The 18,163-nt window shown below is 39.5% G+C and carries 13 protein-coding genes; 8 read left to right on the plus strand and 5 right to left on the minus strand.

Going from position 1 to position 18,163, the window contains the following annotated elements:
• Positions 1–36: 36 nt before the first annotated feature.
• The 8 genes from fliF (at position 37) to I6852_RS08175 (ending at position 8,694) form a co-directional block, all read left to right on the plus strand.
• Positions 37–1,740: a flagellar basal-body MS-ring/collar protein FliF gene (gene fliF / locus I6852_RS03395; protein WP_197291427.1), complete on the plus strand. Its 1,704-nt coding sequence runs from the start codon at positions 37–39 to the stop codon at positions 1,738–1,740.
• Positions 1,741–1,758: 18 nt separating this feature from the next.
• A complete protein-coding gene (gene fliG, locus I6852_RS03400; RefSeq protein WP_197291426.1) occupies positions 1,759–2,790 on the plus strand; it encodes a flagellar motor switch protein FliG in 1,032 nt (343 codons plus the stop codon).
• Positions 2,777–3,553, plus strand: coding sequence for a flagellar assembly protein FliH (gene fliH, locus I6852_RS03405; protein ID WP_000056250.1), 777 nt, complete (start codon positions 2,777–2,779; stop codon positions 3,551–3,553). The genes fliG and fliH overlap by 14 nt, the downstream gene beginning before the upstream one ends.
• Positions 3,554–3,555: 2 nt before the next feature.
• Positions 3,556–5,406 (plus strand): 1-deoxy-D-xylulose-5-phosphate synthase, encoded by a 1,851-nt coding sequence (dxs, locus tag I6852_RS03410; protein ID WP_197291425.1) that lies wholly within the window; start codon positions 3,556–3,558, stop codon positions 5,404–5,406.
• A gap of 20 nt (positions 5,407–5,426) precedes the next feature.
• Positions 5,427–7,217, plus strand: a complete 1,791-nt coding sequence (gene lepA / locus I6852_RS03415; protein WP_197291442.1) for a translation elongation factor 4 — start codon at positions 5,427–5,429, stop codon at positions 7,215–7,217.
• Positions 7,218–7,231: 14 nt separating this feature from the next.
• The gene (locus I6852_RS03420) at positions 7,232–7,987 is read left to right on the plus strand and encodes a protein NO VEIN domain-containing protein (protein WP_197291424.1); all 756 of its coding nucleotides are present in this window, start codon (positions 7,232–7,234) and stop codon (positions 7,985–7,987) included.
• 2 nt (positions 7,988–7,989) lie between these two features.
• Entirely contained in the window at positions 7,990–8,226 is a 237-nt protein-coding gene (locus tag I6852_RS03425; protein WP_197291423.1) for a hypothetical protein, read from the plus strand.
• A gap of 225 nt (positions 8,227–8,451) precedes the next feature.
• Entirely contained in the window at positions 8,452–8,694 is a 243-nt protein-coding gene (locus I6852_RS08175; RefSeq protein WP_197291422.1) for a hypothetical protein, read from the plus strand.
• A gap of 213 nt (positions 8,695–8,907) precedes the next feature.
• On the opposite strand, the gene I6852_RS03430 is transcribed toward I6852_RS08175, so the two are convergent.
• The 5 genes from I6852_RS03430 to tkt all read right to left on the minus strand — a co-directional run bounded on the left by I6852_RS03430 (position 8,908) and on the right by tkt (position 18,143).
• Complete coding sequence (locus I6852_RS03430; RefSeq protein ID WP_127998330.1) at positions 8,908–9,717, minus strand: flagellar hook-basal body protein; 810 nt, start codon at positions 9,715–9,717, stop codon at positions 8,908–8,910.
• Positions 9,718–9,772: 55 nt separating this feature from the next.
• Positions 9,773–11,077 carry an MFS transporter gene (locus I6852_RS03435; RefSeq protein WP_197291421.1) on the minus strand — a complete coding sequence of 435 codons (1,305 nt, stop codon included), beginning with the start codon at positions 11,075–11,077 and terminating at the stop codon, positions 9,773–9,775.
• A 264-nt stretch (positions 11,078–11,341) separates the two neighbouring features.
• Positions 11,342–13,888: a DNA translocase FtsK gene (locus I6852_RS03440; RefSeq protein ID WP_197291420.1), complete on the minus strand. Its 2,547-nt coding sequence runs from the start codon at positions 13,886–13,888 to the stop codon at positions 11,342–11,344.
• Positions 13,885–16,221, minus strand: a complete 2,337-nt coding sequence (gene addB, locus I6852_RS03445) for an ATP-dependent deoxyribonuclease AddB (protein ID WP_197291419.1) — start codon at positions 16,219–16,221, stop codon at positions 13,885–13,887. The genes I6852_RS03440 and addB overlap by 4 nt, the downstream gene beginning before the upstream one ends.
• Complete coding sequence (gene tkt, locus I6852_RS03450) at positions 16,218–18,143, minus strand: transketolase (protein ID WP_197291418.1); 1,926 nt, start codon at positions 18,141–18,143, stop codon at positions 16,218–16,220. The genes addB and tkt overlap by 4 nt, the downstream gene beginning before the upstream one ends.
• Between the last annotated feature and the right edge of the window lie 20 nt (positions 18,144–18,163).

Below are 18,163 nucleotides of genomic sequence, written 5' to 3' on the forward strand. Positions count from 1 at the left end.
GCTTAAAAGAATGAAAATTTTATCAAGGTTTTAATATTGGATTTAAAGGTATTATTGCAACGGATTGTTGATTTTTTCATCAAGCTCAATAAAAAGCAAAAAATCGCCCTAATCGCAGCCGGGGTTTTAATCACCGCCTTGCTTGTGTTTTTATTGCTCTATCCCTTTAAAGAAAAAGACTATACGCAAGGGGGCTATGGGGTTTTATTTGAAAGATTGGACTCTAGCGATAACGCTTTAATCTTACAACACCTCCAGCAAAACCAAATCCCTTATAAAATCTTAAAAGACGACACCATTCTTATCCCTAAAGATAAAGTGTATGAAGAAAGGATCACGCTGGCTTCTCAAGGGATCCCTAAAACGAGTAAAGTGGGTTTTGAAATCTTTGACACTAAAGACTTTGGAGCGACTGATTTTGATCAAAATATCAAACTCATTCGCGCCATTGAGGGGGAATTGTCGCGCACGATTGAAAGCTTAAACCCCATTCTTAAAGCCAATGTGCATATTGCAATCCCTAAAGACAGCGTGTTTGTGGCTAAAGAAGTGCCTCCTAGCGCTTCGGTGATGTTAAAGATCAAGCCTGACATGAAGCTTTCACCCACTCAAATTTTAGGGATTAAAAATTTAATCGCTGCAGCTGTGCCTAAACTCACGATAGAAAATGTGAAAATCGTGAATGAAAACGGCGAATCAATAGGCGAGGGCGATATACTAGAAAACTCCAAAGAATTAGCCCTAGAGCAATTGCATTACAAACAAAATTTTGAAAACATTTTAGAAAATAAGATCGTCAATATCTTAGCCCCTATTGTGGGGGGTAAAAACAAGGTGGTCGCAAGGGTCAATGCGGAGTTTGATTTCAGCCAAAAGAAAAGCACTAAAGAGACTTTTGATCCCAATAATGTTGTAAGGAGCGAGCAAAATTTAGAAGAAAAAAAAGAAGGCGCTCCTAAAAAACAAGTCGGCGGCGTGCCGGGTGTTGTGAGTAATATCGGGCCTGTGCAAGGATTGAAAGACAATAAAGAGCCAGAAAAATATGAAAAATCCCAAAACACGACCAATTATGAAGTGGGTAAAACCATTAGCGAGATTAAGGGCGAGTTTGGCACTTTAGTGCGTTTGAATGCGGCGGTTGTGGTGGATGGCAAGTATAAAATCGCGCTTAAAGACGGGGCGAATACTTTAGAATACGAGCCTTTGAGTGATGAATCGCTTAAAAAAATCAACGCTTTAGTGAAACAAACCATTGGCTATAATCAAAATAGAGGCGATGATGTAGCGGTGAGTAATTTTGAGTTTAACCCTATGGCACCCATGCTTGATAACGCTACTTTGAGCGAAAAAATCATGCACAAGACTCAAAAAGTCTTAGGCTCATTCACGCCTTTAATCAAGTATATTTTGGTGTTTATAGTGCTATTTATTTTCTATAAAAAAGTGATTGTGCCTTTCAGCGAACGCATGCTTGAAGTGGTGCCTGATGAAGATAAGGAAGTGAAATCCATGTTTGAAGAAATGGATGAAGAAGAAGATGAATTGAACAAACTGGGCGATTTGAGAAAAAAAGTAGAAGATCAATTAGGGCTTAATGCAACCTTTAGCGAAGAAGAAGTAAGATACGAAATTGTCTTAGAAAAGATTAGAGGGACCCTTAAAGAGCGCCCTGATGAAATCGCAATGCTCTTTAAACTCCTAATCAAAGATGAAATTTCTTCAGACAGCACGAAAGGCTAAAAAGATAAAAGGTTAAAAATGGCAACCAAGCTTACCCCCAAACAAAAGGCTCAATTAGACGAACTCTCCATGAGTGAAAAAATCGCTATTTTACTCATTCAAGTGGGCGAAGACACCACAGGTGAGATTTTAAGGCATTTAGACATTGACTCCATTACAGAGATTTCTAAGCAAATCGTGCAATTAAACGGCACAGACAAGCAAATCGGCGCGGCGGTTTTAGAGGAATTTTTTGCGATTTTCCAGTCTAACCAATACATCAATACCGGTGGTTTAGAATACGCTAGAGAGCTTTTAACCAGGACTTTAGGGAGCGAAGAAGCTAAAAAAGTGATGGACAAACTCACTAAAAGCTTGCAAACGCAAAAAAACTTCGCTTATTTAGGCAAAATCAAGCCCCAACAACTCGCTGATTTCATCATTAACGAACACCCTCAAACCATTGCCTTGATTTTAGCCCACATGGAAGCCCCTAATGCGGCTGAGACTTTGAGCTATTTTCCTGATGAAATGAAAGCCGAGATTTCTATTAGAATGGCGAATTTAGGCGAAATATCGCCCCAAGTGGTTAAAAGGGTTTCCACGGTGTTGGAAAACAAACTAGAATCGCTCACTAGCTATAAAATTGAAGTGGGTGGCTTGAGAGCGGTGGCTGAAATCTTTAACCGCTTAGGCCAAAAGAGCGCTAAAACCACGCTCGCTCGCATTGAAAGCGTGGATAACAAGCTCGCCGGTGCGATTAAAGAGATGATGTTCACTTTTGAAGACATTGTGAAATTGGATAATTTTGCTATCCGAGAGATCTTAAAAGTAGCGGATAAAAAAGATTTGTCTTTAGCCTTAAAAACTTCTACCCAAGATTTAACCGATAAATTCTTAAACAACATGAGTAGCAGGGCTGCAGAGCAGTTTGTAGAAGAAATGCAGTATCTTGGGGCGGTCAAAATCAAAGATGTGGATGTGGCCCAAAGGAAAATCGTTGAAATCGTGCAGAGCTTGCAAGAAAAAGGCGTGATCCAAACCGGTGAAGAGGAAGATGTCATTGAATAGCCGTAAAAACTTGATCCAAAAAGATCATTTGAATAAGCATGACATTCAAAAATACGAATTTAAGAGCATGGCAAACTTACCCCCTAAAACCAATCCTAATGGTGCGTCTTTAGAAACGCCTAACCCAGAAGAGCCTTTGGAAAAAAAAGCGATAGAAAACGATTTGATTGATTGCTTATTGAAAAAAACCGATGAGCTTTCAAGCCATTTAGTGAAATTGCAAATGCAATTTGAAAAAGCCCAAGAAGAGAGTAAAGCTTTGATTGAAAACGCTAAAAACGATGGCTATAAAATCGGCTTTAAAGAGGGCGAAGAAAAAATGCGTAACGAGCTCACTCATAGCGTGAATGAAGAAAAAAACCAGCTTTTGCATGCGATCACGGCTTTAGATGAAAAAATGAAAAAATCAGAAGATCATTTAATGGCTTTAGAAAAGGAACTGAGCGCGATTGCGATAGATATAGCTAAAGAAGTGATTCTTAAAGAAGTGGAAGACAACAGCCAAAAAGTGGCCCTAGCTTTGGCTGAAGAGCTTTTAAAAAATGTTTTAGACGCAACGGATATTCATTTAAAAGTCAATCCCTTGGATTACCCTTATTTAAACGAGCGTTTGCAAAACGCTTCTAAAATCAAATTAGAGAGCAATGAGGCTATTTCTAAAGGAGGCGTTATGATCACTAGCTCTAACGGGAGCCTTGATGGGAATTTAATGGAGCGCTTTAAAACGCTCAAAGAAAGCGTGTTGGAAAATTTTAAGGTGTGATTTTGCAGAATAAAACTTTTGATTTAAACCCTAATGATATTGCAGGCTTGGAGTTGGTGTGCCAAACGCTGCGGAGTCGTATTTTAGAAGTGGTGAGCGCTAATGGGGGGCATTTAAGCTCTTCTTTAGGGGCTGTAGAGCTGATTGTAAGCATGCATGCCTTATTTGATTGCCAAAAAAACCCCTTTATCTTTGACACTTCGCACCAGGCTTACGCTCACAAGCTCTTAACCGGGCGTTTTGAAAGCTTTAGCACTCTAAGGCAATTTAAAGGTTTGAGCGGCTTTACTAAACCCAGCGAGAGCGCATACGATTATTTCATTGCCGGGCATAGTTCCACTTCGGTGTCTATAGGCGTGGGGGTGGCTAAAGCTTTTTGTTTGAAACAAGTGCTAGGCATGCCCATAGCTTTATTAGGCGATGGGAGCATTAGTGCAGGGATTTTTTATGAAGCCTTAAACGAACTGGGCGATAGGAAATACCCCATGATCATGATTTTGAACGATAATGAAATGAGTATCAGCACGCCTATTGGAGCCTTATCCAAAGCCCTTAGCCAGCTGATGAAAGGCCCGTTTTACCAGTCTTTCCGCTCTAAAGTTAAAAAAATCTTAAGCACCTTACCTGAAAGCGTGAATTACTTAGCGAGCCGTTTTGAAGAATCTTTCAAGCTCATCACCCCGGGCGTGTTTTTTGAAGAATTAGGCATTAACTATATAGGGCCTATTAATGGGCATGATTTGAGCGCGATTATTGAAACCTTAAAACTCGCCAAAGAGCTTAAAGAGCCGGTGCTAATCCATGCACAAACCTTAAAGGGCAAAGGCTATAAAATCGCTGAAGGGCGGTATGAAAAATGGCATGGGGTGGGGCCTTTTGATTTGGATACCGGTCTGTCTAAAAAATCCAAAAGCGCGATTTTATCGCCCACTGAAGCGTATTCTAACACCCTTTTAGAATTAGCCAAAAAAGATGAAAAAATCGTAGGCGTAACCGCTGCTATGCCTAGCGGCACAGGATTAGACAAACTCATTGACGCTTACCCTTTGCGCTTTTTTGATGTCGCTATCGCTGAACAACACGCTTTAACTTCTAGCAGCGCTATGGCTAAAGAGGGGTTTAAACCTTTTGTGAGCATCTATTCTACTTTTTTGCAAAGGGCTTATGATTCCATTGTGCATGACGCTTGCATTTCTAGCTTGCCGATTAAATTAGCCATTGATAGGGCTGGGATTGTGGGCGAAGATGGCGAGACGCACCAAGGGCTTTTAGATGTGTCGTATTTGCGCTCTATCCCCAACATGGTCATTTTTGCCCCACGAGATAATGAGACTTTAAAAAACGCCGTGCATTTTGCTAATGAACACCATTCAAGCCCTTGCGCGTTCCGCTACCCTAGGGGGTCGTTTGCGTTAAAAGAGGGGGTTTTTGAGCCTAGCGAGTTTGTTTTAGGGCAAAGCGAATTATTGAAAAAAGAGGGCGAAATTTTACTCATTGGCTATGGTAATGGCGTGGGGCGGGCGCATTTGGTCCAACTGGCTTTAAAAGAAAAAAACATAGAATGCGCGCTTTTGGATCTCAGGTTTTTAAAGCCCTTAGATCCAAATTTGAGCGCAATCATTGCCCCTTATCAAAAGCTCTATGTTTTTAGCGATAATTACAAGCTTGGGGGGGTGGCTAGCGCGATTTTAGAGTTTTTGAGCGAACAAAATATTTTAAAGCCTGTTAAAAGCTTTGAAATCACTGATGAATTTATCATGCATGGGAACACCGCTTTAGTGGAAAAATCCTTAGGCTTAGACACAGAGAGTTTGACTGACGCTATTTTAAAAGATTTAGGACAAGAGAGATGAAAGAAAAGACGCCTACGCCAATGAAAAATATCCGCAATTTTTCCATTATCGCTCACATTGACCATGGTAAAAGCACTTTAGCGGATTGTTTGATTTCTGAATGCAACGCTATCAGCAACAGAGAAATGACGAGCCAAGTGATGGACACTATGGATATTGAAAAAGAAAGAGGCATTACGATTAAGGCTCAAAGCGTGCGCTTAAATTACACTTTTAAGGGGGAGGATTATGTGTTAAACCTCATTGACACCCCAGGGCATGTGGATTTTAGTTATGAAGTGTCGCGCTCTTTGTGTTCGTGCGAAGGGGCGTTATTAGTGGTAGATGCCACTCAAGGCGTGGAAGCGCAAACCATCGCCAACACTTATATCGCTTTAGATAACAATTTAGAAATTTTACCGGTGATCAATAAAATTGATTTGCCGAATGCGAATGTTTTAGAGGTCAAACAGGATATAGAAGACACGATAGGGATTGATTGCTCTGGCGCTAATGAAGTGAGCGCTAAAGCTAAGCTTGGCATTAAAGATTTGTTAGAAAAAATCATTACCACCATTCCTGCCCCTAGCGGTGATCCTAACGCTCCCTTAAAAGCGCTCATTTATGATTCATGGTTTGACAATTATTTAGGGGCGCTAGCGTTGGTGCGTATCATGGATGGGAGCATCAATAAAGAGCAAGAAATTTTAGTGATGGGAACGGGTAAAAAACACGGCGTTTTAGGGCTATACTACCCTAACCCTTTGAAAAAAATCCCTACTAAAAGTTTAGAATGCGGTGAGATTGGCATTGTGAGTTTAGGGCTAAAAAGCGTTACGGATATTGCGGTAGGCGACACGCTCACAGACGCTAAAAACCCTACCCCTAAACCCATTGAAGGCTTTATGCCGGCTAAACCCTTTGTTTTTGCGGGGCTTTACCCTATAGAAACGGACAGGTTTGAAGATTTAAGAGAAGCGTTATTGAAACTCCAGCTTAACGATTGCGCTTTAAATTTTGAGCCTGAAAGCTCCGTGGCACTTGGTTTTGGCTTTAGGGTGGGCTTTTTAGGGCTATTGCACATGGAAGTGATCAAAGAAAGGCTGGAAAGGGAATTTGGCCTTAACTTAATCGCTACCGCTCCCACGGTGGTGTATGAAGTGCATTTAACCGATAATAGCATCAAATACGTCCAAAACCCTAGCGAATTGCCCCCTGAAAACCATATCGCTTGCATCAAAGAGCCTTTTGTGAGGGCAACAATCATCACGCCGAGTGAATTTTTGGGTAATTTAATGCAGTTATTAAATAATAAAAGAGGCATTCAAGAAAAAATGGAATATTTAAACCAGTCTCGTGTCATGCTCACTTATTCCTTGCCGAGCAATGAAATTGTGATGGATTTTTATGACAAGCTCAAATCTTGCACGAAAGGGTATGCGAGCTTTGATTATGAGCCTATAGAAAACAGAGAGGCTCATTTGGTGAAGTTAGATGTGAGAGTGGCAGGCGATGTGGTGGATGCACTTTCTATCATTATAGATAAAAATAAGGCGTATGAAAAGGGGCGCACTTTAGTGGAAACGATGAAAGAGCTTATCCCAAGACAGCTTTTTGAAGTCGCTATCCAAGCGAGCGTGGGGAATAAAATCATCGCCAGAGAGACGATTAAATCTGTCGGTAAGAACGTAACGGCTAAGTGCTATGGGGGCGATATTACACGAAAAAGAAAACTCTTAGAAAAGCAAAAAGAGGGCAAGAAACGCATGAAGGCTATCGGTAAAGTGGAGCTTCCCCAAGAAGCGTTTTTAGCGATATTAAAGATTGATTAGGCGATTTAACTTCTATGGCAAAACATAAGAACTATGAAATTTTAAATCTCATAGGCTATGCTTTGGCGAAATTTGATAATGATTTTATTAAAGAATTTGGCTTTTCTACTAAAAATGCTTTTTTTGAATATTGCGTCCAAATTGGCCTAGCTGACACGATTGGCGTTATCAAAAATCGCATGGATTTATTTGATTATTTTTTTCCTAACAAACGCAAAGGTTGGTGGCAAAAAGGCGATGCCTATATCCATAGAAAATTATGGATTGATAGCTTGTTTAAAGATGAAGACGCTAAAGGTTTTAGCCATATTGTGAAATTATTTTTACAAGAACAATATGGCATTCAACTAGACATTACCCCTAACGCTTACCTTAAAACCCGCTATAAAAGCATGCAAGAAACAGGCTTAGAGGCAGAGTTATATTTTTTAAACCACTATAAAAATATAGAAGTGTTTTCTTGTGGGAGTTTAAAAGACATGCGTCTTTTTGGCGATGGGTATGACTTCTATATTCAAACCAACAAGCAGGCGTTTTTAGTGGAAGTTAAGGGGATCAGAGAAAAGCAAGGGACATTGAGATTGACCCAAAAAGAATACGATCAAGCGCAAGCGTATAGCCATGATTATGTGCTTGTAGTGGTATTGAATTTGAGTGAAAAACCCTATCTTTTGTCTATCGCTAACCCCTTAAAGCATTTAGAGTTTAAGGCATGCGAGAGGAAGCAAAAAAGCATTTTAGAATACCATTTAATAGGGCAAATAAAATAACTTTGAATTTTACAGGGGGCTATAGGAGTGGGGTTCAAATTGATAGGAATGCCCCTAAACGCGCTTACAAATACACCAAAAAAGATTGCGATTTGATTTTAGGGATAGACACTTGCACGAGCGAATGCTATATTATCCCTATTGAAGACACACAAGAATGGGGCAACACAAAGAGCTTGTCGCAACTCCAACACTATAAAGAGAATTGGCAAATTTTGATTGACTTGGCGTTGGAGTAAAAGTATAAAATTACATTCACAAACAAGAAAAAAGATCTCTTTAATCATATAGTGTTGGTTATGTTAAAAAGACAAAATCAAATTGGACTTTAAAAACAAAAGCTCTCGTTCACACACCGCCTATACAAGCGCTTTAAAAAATGACTTGCCCTTAAACTCTAACTTAGTGGAAAAAGAAAGAAAATTTTTACAAGCTTTTGGAATGGCTCTATTCTAAAATGAGCGTTGATAATCAAGTGGATAATAAAAAAGCTTGATTTTAACGGGGCGATAAAAACATTAAGGGAGTTAGAGACCATTGGGACACTCCCTAACCATTACAGAGACGGCAATAGCGTCTCAAACCTTAATGGGAATACCTTATCACAAACGAGCTTAAAACACAAGAGCTATAACAAGAAAAATGGGGGCGTTTGCTTACAGAATACCACAATAAAGAGCGTTTTAAACAACAAACGAAATAATTAAAATTGAATCATTGTTGAATAGTTAGCGGCTATAAAGAGAAGCTTGCGTTACCGTCTACTTTGCAAGCGATTACAAAAGAAAAGACATTTAATTCTTTAAACTCTTTTAAAACTAATGTTATACAAAAAAGATTAACAAGGCTTTTAAAAAAGCGTTATTAGGGAGTTAGGGTATCGCAAAAACCCTCCTATGAATTTTAAAATCGCCAAAAGTTTAAGCTTTTGTAGCGAGTTTGTTGATCGCTTCAGCGTTCATGTCATCTTGATGGGTTTTTAGCACTTTAGAATACATGTCCAAAAAGCGGTTGATTTCAATCAAAGCACTCATCTCACGCACCGCATTGACATTGCTTTTTTCTAGCATATATTGCCTTAACGCGCCAGAGTCAGAGACTTGATGGACGCCTTCGCCCTGATAAGTATAAAGGTTTTGCCCTATTTTTTTAAGGTTTTTAGGTTCGCTAAAACCCACTAAAGCTAACGCGCCCGCTTGAATTTGGGCTTCATTATCCCTAAAAGTGATTCCGCCATTTTGATCCACTTCAATTTCAGCGTCAGGCATGAGCATGATCCCTCCTTTTTCGTTCAAGCCAGAGCGTGAAAGCACCTTAAAGCCATTAAGAGTTACTAAAAAGCCGTCTTTATCCACGCTAAAATGCCCATCTCTGGTATAAGCGACGCCCTCATTAGTTTGTATCGCAAAATAGAGGTTAGGGCTTGTTAGGGCAAAATCTAGGGGGTTATGCGTTCCTTCAAACGCGCCAAGACTCCTATCCGTATAGATTTCTGATAAAATAGGCACACGATTGAGATTACGGTTTAAATACTTCGCGCTCGCTTTGGTTTGATCTTCTAAGGGCAGTTGCTCTCGGTATTGTTGGTAAAGCCTTAAAAAATCGCCTGTAATCGCATCGTCTCTTTTAAAGCCGTTGGTGTTTAGGTTGGCTAAATTGTTAGAGGTTAAATCCAAGCGGTTAAATTGTGTCGCCATAGCCCCTGTGGCCGCATAATACCCATTTTGCATGCAATAATCCTTTTAAAAGAAAAAATTATAGCAAAAATCAAATAAAAACTAAGATTTATTCCAAATAGGTTTTTTTAGGGAATATGATAACCATAACCATAAAGATAATAATACTCAACATGACATAGCCCACAAACCCCGCTTCAAAACCATGCTGTTTGAACTCTAACGCTACATAACTCGCGCTCCCTCCAAAAAGTGCATTGGCGATCGCATAGGCTAAACCCACGCCAAGCGCTCGCACATGTTCAGGGAATAATTCCGCCTTAATGACCCCAGCAATGCAAGTGTAAAAACTCATGCTGCTCAATGCGAGTATTTCATAAAATAGGGCTTCATACACGCTAGTGGCATGCTTAATACCATAAAAGACAACAGGCGTTACAATAAGCCCTGTGATCGCAAAAACCATCAGCATTTGGGTGCGTTTGATTTTATCTGCAAGCATCCCGCATAAGGGTTGTAAGAAGATAAAATAAGAGAGCGCTAAAAGCATGATGAAACTGCTTTCTTTGGGGCTGAATGATGAGCTGTTGGTTAAAAAGATTTTTAAATACACCGTAAAAGTATAAAAACACAAACTCCCTCCCATAGTGAGTCCAAAAACTATCATTAAGGCTTTTTTATGGTTGAGTAATTCTTTTAAACTGCCCCTTTGGGTTTCTTTGATACGGGTTTCTTTTACATTAGTCTCTTTTTGGGGAGTCGCTTCATTATCCATGGTTTCTTCCATGATATTTCTCAAAAAGAGTGAGAGTAGGGCTAATATACCCCCTAAAGCGAATAAATAACGCCAAGCAAACGCGCTGATTTGATCATGCGTGTAAATGTTTTCAACAATAAAGAGTGAAAAAATAGCTAAGAGCTGCCCTCCAACTAAAGTTACATATTGAAAAGAGCCATAAAAACCTTTTTTACCATTCTTGCCTAATTCAGAGAGGTAAGTAGCGACCACGCCATATTCTCCTCCCACGCTAAAGCCCTGTAAAAGCCTGGCTAATAATAAAAACAAGAACGCCCATTCCCCTACGATTTCTTTAGTGGGGAGCAATGCGAGCATGAAAGAGCCTAGCGCCATAAGGATAATGGAATACACCATAGAAGTTTTACGCCCCTTTTTATCCCCCAATTTACCAAAAAACAAACTCCCCAAAGGGCGCATGAAAAACCCTAGCATAAAAACCAAAAAAGCTGAGATTAGCGCTAGAGTGGGGTCGTTCGTGTGGGTAAATTCCTTAGCAAAATAAGGAGCGAGAAACGCATAAGCGTAAAAATCATACCATTCCACTAAATTGCCTGAACTAGCGGCTAAAAGGGATTTTAAGGGTTTTTTGGTGGCTGGTTGAATCTGGGGGCTCATGGCTATCCTTGAACATGAAATTTTTAGGTAATTTTACTAGGAGTTAGGGAAACCACAGATAATATTTGATTAATAGATGAAAGGTTAGTGTCGTTTGTATCATTGAGAAAAGTTTTTGTTTTTAATAAAGGATTGGTGATAAAGTCTAAAAAATGCGCAAAGGCATTTTTAAAATCAATCATAAAGGGCTTGCGAAAAGCAAGCGGTAACTTTTTAAAAATTAAAAATAATGTTTTTATTGCCAACGTTCAATGAAAACAAAGCCTAAAAATTTTGCAAAATCTCTCTGTTGCCTTTAGCGTTTCTTGGGGATAAAAAGCCTTGAGCTTCTAATTCGTCAGTAATGGTGGCGGCTTGGTTGTAGCCGATTTTTAATTGGCGTTGTAAAAAACTCGTAGAAGTGATCTTTTTTTCTAAAATCACCGCTTTAGCCCTTTCTAGAATGTCATCGCCTTGATAATTAGGGGTGTCTAAAGGCATGCGCGATTCTTCTAGCAAGAAATCTTTATCATATTCCACTTCTTTTTGGGCTTTAATAAAATCCACGATTTTTTTGATTTCATCTTCAGTGGCAAAGGGGGCATGCAAGCGCACTAACCCGTTTGTTCCTGGGGGGGTAAAGAGCATATCACCCCTTCCTAGCAAGCTTTGCGCCCCATCGGTGTCTAAAATCACTTTAGAATCAATCTTAGTGCCTACCCTAAAACTCACCCTTGAAGGCAAATTGGTTTTAATCAAGCCGGTTACGACATCCACGCTCGGGCGTTGGGTCGCTACAATGAGGTGTAAGCCGCTCGCTCGCCCCATTTGAGCGATTCTAGCGATAGGAAACTCCGCTTCTTTGCCTCCTGTCATCATCAAATCCGCTAATTCATCAATCACCACAATCAAATAGGGGAACGCTTCAACGCCGTTATTTTCCGCCTGCTCGTTATAAGAATCAATGGTTTTAACCTTGTATTCGCTCATTAAAGAATATCGGCGTTCCATTTCTTTAGCCACGCTTTGCAAAGCCCCGATAGCTTTTTTAGGGTCGGTGATAATGGGCGTGAGTAAATGAGGGATGTCCGCATAAATGCTAAATTCTACCATTTTGGGATCGATCATCACTAATTTGAGTTGATCGGGGGGGTTTTTATAAAGTAAGGATAAGATCATCGCATTCACGCCCACGCTCTTACCGCTTCCTGTCGTGCCGGCGATGAGCAAGTGGGGGAGCTTTTTTAAATCCGTGATGAAAGGGTTACCCACAATGTCCTTGCCTAAAGCTAGAGTTAAGGGCGAGCTGGATTTTTGAAACAATTCGCTCTCTAAAATTTCTCTTAAATAAATGATCTGGCTTTGGCTGTTAGGGATTTCAATGCCAACGACATCTTTACCTTTAATAGGGGCTTGAATGCGAATGGATTCAGCGCATAAAGTCATCGCTAAATCATCGCTCAAGCCTAAAATGCGGCTCACCTTAACATTAGGGGCTGGGCGGAATTCAAAAGTGGTTACAATAGGGCCTGAATAAGTGCGGATAATATCGCCATCAATTTTAAAGGTGCGCAGCTTGCTCAATAAATCCTGGATTTTTTGGTCAATCTCGTTTTCATCTAAAGAAGTGTCCTTCAAACAAACCGCATTCAATAATTGCGTTGTGGGAAGCTCATAATCTTTGGGTTTTTGCACTTCGCCATAATCCAATCCGTCTAGCATTTCTTTATTTTCGCTCAATTCTTTAACCATAACGGGTTTTTTAGCGCTTGTGGGGGTTAGTGGGCTAAAGCTTGGAGCGTTTTGTATTTCTTTTTCTTCTTCTTTGAGATTTTCTTGTATCGTTTCTTCTATCATTTCTTTTTGCGCGTTTTCTTGCGCATTTTCTTCTTTTGTGGGGTGGTTTGGGGCTTTGTGGTTTTGGGCTTTGTTGTCATTTTCTGTGTTGGGTGCAGGTGCGGGCATGACGGGTGCTGACATGATAGGTTTGAGTGTGGTGGGCGTTTCTTTTTTTAGCGTGGGTTCTCTTTCTTTGGTTTCTTGTTGGGGTTCTAAAGTGGGGTTAGTCAAGTCATCAAATCGGTTTTTTTTAGGGTAAATGGTGTAATGAGTGGGGGGGTGTGGGGAAATTTGGACTAAGCCTTCTTGCGGCTCTGAATCATTTAAGGTCGTGTTATAGGGGGTAGGGATCGCTAGAAACGATTCTTCGTTAGGGGTTTTGTGGTTTTCATCAATAGGGTTTTCTTTGAGGTTTTCTTTTTCGTTGTTGGTTTCTTTTTTTTGAGAATCTGATGAGATGTTTTCAAAACCCTCTTTTTTTGGGCTAAAATTAGGGCTAAAGGCTTGTAAGCATTGTTTGTAAATCTCTTTTAAAAGGTTTTGTGTCTTGTTTATATAAGGGTAAAAAACGCTTTTAGGGGGCAGTTTGAATAAAATCAAATAAGAGATGACTAGCATGAGTATTATCAGCGCATAAAGCCCAAAGTCCCCTATAAAAGGGCGTAAAAACAAACGCGTGCTGTTGCCGATTTCCCCTTGATTTAATAGGCTAGATTGTAAAAAAAGCAAAGATAAAATGCCTAATAGATGCCCTAAAGTTTTTTCTAAAACGATTTCTGTAAAAGGGTTTTTAGTCTTGTATAAAAGGAATAAAACCCACGCTAAATAGGGTAAATTAATGAATGAAAGATACCCAAAATATTTTTTATTGATTGTGGCAAACCACACCCCAAAACGCCCCACTAAACCGCTGTTACCCAGCCATGAAGATAGGGTTAAAAACGCTAATAAAACCCCTATGATTAAAACCAAGTAAAGTTTTTTAGATTTCATCGGTTGCACATGTCTTTAAAAGAGCAATACTCACAATCTTTAATCTCTAAAGTTTTTTCAAAATCAATTTCTTGTTTGAGCTTGGGGATAAGAGAAAATTCCAAATGATCCATTTTAGCCTGCAAAGTAAGCTCATCTTCTTCCACTAATTCGCCCTTTCTCAAATCATAAAAAAAGGCTTTTATAGGATCTTTGTAACCCAGATTTTTAAGGGCAAACGCGTAGATGGCCATTTGGTAATCGGTGCTGATTTGAGCGATTTCTATGGGTCTTAAGCTTTTTCGTTGTTTTTCGCTCATATTGTCTAATTTCAAATCGTTTTTGAATTTGTAATCCAATAAAATAATCTCATTGTCAGCCGTTTTGTCAATCCTGTCTATGCGCCCTTTAAAAATAACGCCTTGAATAATCGTTTCAAAGCTTTTTTCAAGATCAAGGATTTTGATTTTTGCCTTAAAGCGTTCTTTTTCTTTAAGATAAAAAGCCTGGATTTTTTTGAGCGCTACAAGAGTGTCTAAACGCTCTTTAGGGGTAATGTTTTCTCTTGTTTCTAAGAGCCAAATGAGCCTTTCTTCTAATGCATAAGGGTTTTTGTCTTTTTCATAAGCTTCTTTTAAAAGTTCATGGAGCAAACTGCCCACAGCGCTATTGCTTTCATCTTTAGGGCTTTCTTTGAATCGCTTCATGTAGTGGTAATAAAAACGGCGCTTGCAAGTTAAAAAAGCGTTTAATGAGCTAGCGCTAAAGCTAAAATCTTTAGGGATAGCGGCTTTGATTTCTTCTTCTTGGTAGTCTTTTAAAGGACTTGGTGCAAAAAGCGTGTAAGCGTCTTTGATAGGCTCTGTATGCAAATCTAATTCTAAAAGCATGTTAGAGGCTTTTGAAGTTTCGCTCTCTATATAAGAAAGTGTTATTTCTTTAGAGTTTTTAAAGAGTTGGTAGTAATAGTGTTTTTGCAAATTTTTCTTATCCAATAAAGTGGGGAGGTTGAGCGATTTTCTTAAAGCAGAGTTTAAAAACAAATCGCAATCTTTAAGGCTTGGCACACAGGTTTCATTAAAATCCACAATAACCACTTTATCAAATTGCATGCCCCTTGTCTCTAAAGTGTCCATGACTCGTATTTTGCCCCCACTAGAATCGTCTAAGCGGAAGTTGGCCTCAAATTCTTGCAAATACAAATGCAATAAATCTTTAAGGCTGTAGTTTTTAAGCGTGTTTTTTAAAAGATGATACTGGTACATGATTTGAGAATGCACTTCTTTTAAGGGCGCTTTTTCTTTAGAGCTTTGTTGTTCTAAAAGCGCAAGCGTAAGGTTTTCCAAATCCAATAAAGGCGATGCACTCAAATCAAAACCGCTTGTTTCTAAATTTTCTAAGATTTTGACAAGCTCTGTATAATAAGGGCTGTTTTTAGCCCCTAAGCCCATAGCGAAATTCAAATTGTTGTTTTGGTCTAAGAGTTTTAAAAAAGGTAAAAAATCCGCATTGGGCGTGATGATCGCCATTTTATTAGGATCGTTATCTTTTTGCAAATACTCTTCTATGGTTTGTAAAACTAAAGCGCTTTGTTTTAAATAACTAGAGTTGGCATAGAGCTTTGGTTCTATTTTTTGATCATTAAAAGTTTGAGAAAGGATCTTTTGGGTTTTAAAATCAATGGAATAATCGCAATCCGTTTCTAATTTGAGATTGAGAAATTCCAAGAATTTTTGGTTGTATTTATCGCAAGATAAGTGTAAAGTGATAGGCACTAATTCGGCCACTTCTAATAGGCATTGCCTTTCAAAAACGCTCATAAAGCCGTCTAGATGCCATTCAATGGAGGAAAAATGCTCAAAAAATTCTTTTAAAATGGCGGGCTTTTCTTGCATGATTTTGTCATAAAAGCCTAATTTTTCTAGCTTTTTAATGTAACGATCATAAATCATTTCTAAGACTTCTAAATGCTTTTCATAATCTAAGTAAATGTCTTTAAAAGAAAGTTCATTGAGTTTGATACAAGCGGAGCTTAATTCGTCAAATAAATCAAACAAAAAAGAAGTGCTTTCCAAATACCCTAAAAAGCTGTTTTCAAAAAGTAAAAGCCCTTCAAGAATGGATTTTTTCTCTTTAGCGATAGCCTTAATGGTGTCTATCATTAAAATTTGGCGCGCGCTGTTAGGGATTTTCTTTTTATTAGGGATGTAAAAAGCCTGTTCAAAAAAATTCCCCATGCTCATTGTGCTAGGCAAAAACCCTTCGCCTTGCTTTAAATAGAAATGTTTTAAACGCCTAGTGGAGCTAAAAACAAATAGGGGGGTTTTTTCTAAAAAAAGTTTTTCTAAGTTCATGCGTTGAGTAACCTTTTAGCTTGAATGGTAATGTTTTCAACGCTAAAGCCAAATTTTTCAAAGAGTTTATCGCCCTTTGCTGAGCTCCCAAAAGAATCCATGCCAATGATTTTATCCGCAAAACGATACCACTCTATCGCGCGGCTCGCTTCAATGACTAAGACTTTGCCCTTAAAGAGTTCTTTAAGATAGCTTTCATCTTGCTCTATCAATAGATCAAAGCATGGCACGCTCACCACTTGAGTGGGGATATTTTCTCGCTCTAAAATTTTAGTGCTCTCTAAAGCCAAAGAGACTTCGCTCCCGCTCGCAACGAGCGTGATAATGGGATCTTTAGAGTGGTGTTTAACATACGCCCCTTTTAAAACCTGCTCTTTAGAAACCTCATCAAGCACGGGCAAATTCTGGCGCGATAAAATAAGAGCGCTAGGAGCGTTCAAACTTAACGCTACTTGCATGCAAGCCTTATTTTCAAAAGCGTCGCTGGGTCTGAAAGCGTAAAAATTAGGCAAAGCGCGTAAATGGCTCAATTGCTCTATGGGTTGGTGCGTCGCCCCGTCTTCGCCCACGCCAATGCTGTCATGCGTGAAGATAAAAAGGGCTTTTAATTTCATTAAAGCGCTCAAACGCATGCTGGGCATTAAATAATCGCTAAACACAAAAAAGGTCGCACAAAAAGGCACAAACAAGCCATACGCCGCTAAAGCGTTAGTGATAGCCCCCATGGCATGCTCTCTGATCCCAAAATGCAAGTTTTGCCCCAAAGGGAAATCGCCAGAATGTTTTAAATGCGTGTTATTGGATGGGGCTAAATCCGCGCTTCCCCCTAAAAAGCCCTCGCATTCTTTAGCGATAGCGTTTAAAATCATGCCGTTACTCACTCTCGTGGCTAGAGATTCGCCTTTTTTAAAGGCGGGGTAATGGATGGCGCTAAAATCAAAATTCTTCAACGCATGGATTTTTTCTTTTGTTTTAGGGCTTAAGGATTTTTCCCATAAGGCTTCTAATCTAACGCCCCTAACTTTCACTTCTTCAAAATGCATTTTGTTTTTTGGGCCAATGATAAAGCTTTCATCAGGATTGATTTGAGCGTTTTCTTTGGATTGTTTTAACACTTCTTTATTTAAAGGCGAGCCATGCGTTTTTTCACTCCCCTCTAAGCCAATAGCCCCCTTACCAATAATCGTATGAGCGATTAAAAGCGTGGGTTTATGGGATTTTTTGGCTTCTTCTAAAGCGTTATGAATCGCTTGATAGTCATGCCCATCGCATTCTAGCACTTCCCAATTTTGCGCTAAAAAACGCGTTTTAACCTGTTCGCTAAAACTAATATTAATAGTGCCTTCAATGCTAATTTGGTTGCTGTCATAAATCACAATGAGATTGTTCAGGTTGAGATGCCCGGCTAAAGAAGCGCTCTCATAACTAATGCCTTCTTGCAAATCCCCATCCCCACACAAGCAATAGACTTTATGAGAAATGGCTTCTTTATCCAAAAGGGTTTGAGCGTATTGACTCGCCATGCTAAAGCCCACAGCGTTAGCAAAACCTTGCCCCAAAGGGCCTGTCGTGATCTCAATGCCTTCGGTGTGGTGCAATTCGGGGTGTCCTGGGGTTTTAGAGTGTAATTGCCTGAAACGCTTTAAATCTTCTAAACTCAAATCAAAGCCCCACAAATGCAACAAACTATACGCTAACGCGCTCGCATGCCCTCCGCTAAAAACCAACCTGTCCCTATTGAGCCATTTAGGGTTAATGGGGTTAAGGTTTAGGTGCAAGCTTAAAACCACCATCACATCAGCTAGCCCTAAGCACACGCCCGGATGCCCGCTATTAGCCTTATCTATCATGTCCGCGCACAAAAAGCGAAGTGCATTGGCCATGCTTTTTAATCGTTCTAAATCAGCGTTACTCAATTGCATCAAATTTTTCCATTTTTAAG

Origin of the sequence: Helicobacter pylori (assembly GCF_015904775.1) — a bacterium.
In the GTDB taxonomy this organism is placed as follows: Bacteria; Campylobacterota; Campylobacteria; order Campylobacterales; family Helicobacteraceae; genus Helicobacter; species Helicobacter pylori_DM.